3 protein-coding genes and 1 pseudogene are annotated in these 3,505 nt (G+C 71.7%); 3 read left to right on the top strand and 1 reads right to left on the bottom strand.

The genetic code is table 11. The features are described from left to right. Nucleotides 1-824: 824 nt before the first annotated feature. Together G6R24_RS19485 and G6R24_RS19480 are read left to right on the top strand one after the other, a co-directional pair. Nucleotides 825-1,034, top strand: a complete 210-nt coding sequence (locus G6R24_RS19485) for a hypothetical protein (RefSeq protein WP_163550620.1) — start codon at nucleotides 825-827, stop codon at nucleotides 1,032-1,034. 413 nt (nucleotides 1,035-1,447) lie between these two features. After that, entirely contained in the window at nucleotides 1,448-1,999 is a 552-nt protein-coding gene (locus tag G6R24_RS19480; protein WP_163550619.1) for an NADPH-dependent FMN reductase, read from the top strand. 64 nt (nucleotides 2,000-2,063) lie between these two features. On the opposite strand, the gene G6R24_RS19475 is transcribed toward G6R24_RS19480, so the two are convergent. Beyond that, nucleotides 2,064-2,813: a hypothetical protein gene (locus G6R24_RS19475; RefSeq protein WP_163550618.1), complete on the bottom strand. Its 750-nt coding sequence runs from the start codon at nucleotides 2,811-2,813 to the stop codon at nucleotides 2,064-2,066. A gap of 246 nt (nucleotides 2,814-3,059) precedes the next feature. Here G6R24_RS19475 and G6R24_RS22945 point away from each other — a divergent pair. After that, a pseudogene (locus G6R24_RS22945) lies at nucleotides 3,060-3,505 on the top strand (hypothetical protein); the annotation flags it as partial.

Here is a 3,505-nt window from a genome sequence, read left to right as displayed (position 1 = left end):
GAGCCGGTGCTTTCCGGGCGGCATGCCGCGCGCGGCACACTCCCACAATCACGGCAGTGGCCGTAACAGTAGCTATCACGGTCACGAAGCACATCAGGTACGCAAATCCGGGAGACGAAAGAACGACCGACGACCCACTACCGAAGGATCGTGAAGGTGTAATGTTCGAAACGATCTGCAACGGCGGTGGAGTCGCCCGGGCGCCGGGCGGGCTGTGAATGGGCACGGCGCCACGCTATCCGCTGTCAGACAATGCCCTCGGGCCGGGGTCTCCGCTCGAGACAACACGGCGGACACCTCGCGGTTTCGGCCCGAAAAACAGCTGTCGGGCGCCGTTCGCGCAGGACATCCGACCCGACATGTCGCCCGGCATCCGAACGTTCATCTCATGCTCGTATACAGCCTGACCTCCCGGTTCACCGTGACACACGGTCGGGTCGGACAGGCCCGTCCATCGACCTGACCAGTCGCCGTGGTCCACCCGCCCGCGCAGGGCTCTCTGATGGCCGGCCGGTCGGGAGCCGGGCCTGAATCCGGCCGGAACCGGGTCGGAACCGGGCCGGGTTCGTGGCGACGCCGACCGGGTCCGGGCCCGACCGGCCCGAAGGTGGGCGGCCTGTGCCCGACGCCACCCTCGGTCGGTGTTCGACCGCGCCCGACCCTGCGGGCGCTGGATCCCGCGACCGTCGAACGCGGCCCGGGCGACCCGACCGTCATTCTCGGAATGTGCGCAACCGGACGCGAGCGTGTAGGTCGACGTATAGCGGGTAATCCCCCGACAGCCACGGATCACCGCGGTGACCCACTCAGCAGAAGGAGCCGGTATGAGCGCCCGGGTCGGCACCCGAACCAGCAGCATCAGTCTGGGAACGCTGCTCTACCTCGTCATCGGGGTCATCCTCACCGCCAGCCAGGACTACTGGAACTTCACCGACTGGGACGGCCATGCACTGGCCAGTCTTTTCACCGCGGTGATCGCGACCGTGCTGTGGCCGCTCGCCATCTTCTACCACTTCATTCTGACGCCCCGCTGATCCTGGGCCGTGGCCCGGCCCAGCCCGACCCGCGGCGTCGGCCGCTCCTTTTTCCCGACCGACGTCCCGCCGGCACTCCACCGGCACCCCGAGAGCGGTTTGCCGGCGGCGGAACCGGCCTCGACCGTTTTCCCGCCCCGTGTCGTCCGGAATCAGGGACCTGTCCTCCGGGGCAGTCCGGACGGTCCTTCTTCCCGCCCCCGACCCGACCGATCCGCTGGATGCGCGGGACCGCATCACGAGTTTTGAGGTCGGGCGGCGGGCCCGTCATACCAGTGTCATCCGCCGGCAGCACCCGTGGTCGTTCTCACGCGATCACGGGTGCGCGTCGGCGTGCTTCGCTAGACTTCGCAGCGCTGTTGCCGTCGAGCTTTCGCGACGTCGGCCCGCGAGCGGATCAGGGAGGCCGTCCGATGGAACCGTGCCGGATCATCAGTGTGGTGGGTAATCCCAAACCCGCGTCCCGCACCCGGCAGGTCGCCGAGGCGGTCGCCGCCCGGGTCGAGGCCGCGCTGACCGCCGCCGGCCACACCGCCACCACCGAAGTCCTCGAGGTCAGCGAGCTGGGTGCGGGTCTGCTCGGCTGGGGCGACCCCGCCGTCAAGGCGGCACTCGCCACCATTCGCTCGGCCGATGTGCTCGTCGTGGCCACCCCGACCTACAAGGCCACCTACACCGGGCTGTTGAAGCTGCTGCTCGACCAGATCGGGGGCGGCGAACTCGCCGGTCTGCCGACGGTGCCGGTCCAGGTCGCCGCCGCGCCGCAGCATGCGCTCGCCGTCGAGGTCCACCTGCGTCCGGTGCTCGTCGAGATCGGCGCCGCCTGCCCGACGACCGGCGTGTTCGTCCTCGATTCGCAGCTCGAGCAGCTGCCCGCCCAGTTGGACGCGTGGGGCGCGGTGAACCTGCCGGCGATCAGCGCCCTCGTCGCGGCCCGACGCGCCGTGCCCACCTCGGTGGCCTGACCCCCTCTCCTTTCGGACCGCTCGCTGGGCCATGGGCAACCACAGCCGGCCATGGCTACGGCGGCTACGGCGTGAGGTCGGCTCGTCTGTCCGGTAGTCCCAGTCCCAGCGGTCCCGGTGGGCGCGGCAGCTCCACGGCGCCGGGCCAGGCCGGTGGGGTGGGCGGCACGGTCCCGGTCAGGCCATCCACCGGGATGGTGGGGGCGACCGGCCAGGCGGGCACGGCGAGGCCGGGCGCTACGGTGCCGGGTCGCACGAGGCTGGGCGCGGCGCTGGGAACGGCGGGGACGGCGGGCTGCGCGGGCACAGCCGGTACCGCGGGCACAGCCGGCAGGCCGGGGACGGCGGGGATCGCGGACTGTGCGCTGCCTCCGTCCACGATGGACGGCGGAGCCGACGGCGTCAGGCCGTAGATCGGGTCCGGATAGGGCGGCAGGGTGGGTACCGGCGGGGCGAGTTCGACCCCGTTGCCCCCTGGCCCGCCCGGGTGGCCGGCGTCGGGTCCCGCGGTCGAGCCGGCGGAGCCGGTGCCACCGAGAGCACCCCCGCGACCGGTGGCCTCGAACCCGAGCTGGTTTCGCGGATCGCCCGCCGCCCACAGACTGGCATCATCGTCGGTGTCGGGGTGGACGCCGAGCGGCGCGGCGAAGCCGAAGGCCACCACCGCGACCGTGAAGCCGATGGTCGCCACGATCAGACCATGGCGCCGATCCGGGATGCGCAAACGGTCGAGGTGGCCTCGGACCGTCCCCACGATCCCGGTGACCATGACCATGACGGCGAGCAGAGCCAGTGCCATGGCGACGGTCGGCATCGGGCCCCCAGATCGCAGCGGTTGACCGAACAGTCACACTGTAGCTCACCAAGAGTTATCTAGGAGATACGAAGGGCACCGTGTCGGCTGCTGTCGTGCCCTGATCCGGCACTCGTCGGCGGGGCCGCTCTCGGGGTCCGCTCACGCCGGGAAAGCGTCACCGGCGGCACCTCGAGCGACGGCGTCCCGATCGAGGGCGTTCCGATCGAGGGTTCGACAGGACCGATCGACCGTGGCGCGTCGACCGTGACCGTCGGGCGCGCCGATCCAGGTGTCTGGCTGGAGGACGAGGGCCGGGCAGACGCCGACGGCCGGGCCGAGACCGAACGCGAGGGAGAAGGCGCGGCCGGACCGGGCGGCACCGACACCCGCGTGGATGCTGTCGCCCGCGGGGACAGCGATGGCTGCGGGGATGCCGATGGTCGCGGGGACAGGGTCGCCCGCGTCGGCGTCCGTGGGGGCGTGGTCGCGCGGGTCGGCGTCGACGACGGCGAACCAGTCGGACCGCGTGAGTTCACCGTCGGCCGCGGAAACGGGAAGCTTCGCGGCCGCTGCGTCGCCGGACCATCCGCACCGCCGCCATCCGAACCGCCGCCGGTGCCGGACCCACCGTCGTCGCCGTCACCGTCGGAGGTGGCCGGCGGTTTCGACGACCCGCCGCCCCCTCGGGTGGGCGTCGCGGCCGCGCTCTC

The sequence above is a fragment of the Candidatus Frankia nodulisporulans genome (assembly GCF_902806475.1).
In the GTDB taxonomy this organism is placed as follows: Bacteria; Actinomycetota; Actinomycetes; order Frankiales; family Frankiaceae; genus Frankia; species Frankia umida.
This window is presented reverse-complemented; position numbering and strand designations above follow the sequence as displayed.

Bases quoted from the DNA above. Each gene is read 5' to 3' on its own strand.
- G6R24_RS19475 (WP_163550618.1), bottom strand. From the start codon at position 2,813: ATGCCGACCGTCGCCATGGCACTGGCTCTGCTCGCCGTCATGGTCATG.
- G6R24_RS19480 (WP_163550619.1), top strand. From the start codon at position 1,448: ATGGAACCGTGCCGGATCATCAGTGTGGTGGGTAATCCCAAACCCGCG.
- G6R24_RS19485 (WP_163550620.1), top strand. From the start codon at position 825: ATGAGCGCCCGGGTCGGCACCCGAACCAGCAGCATCAGTCTGGGAACG.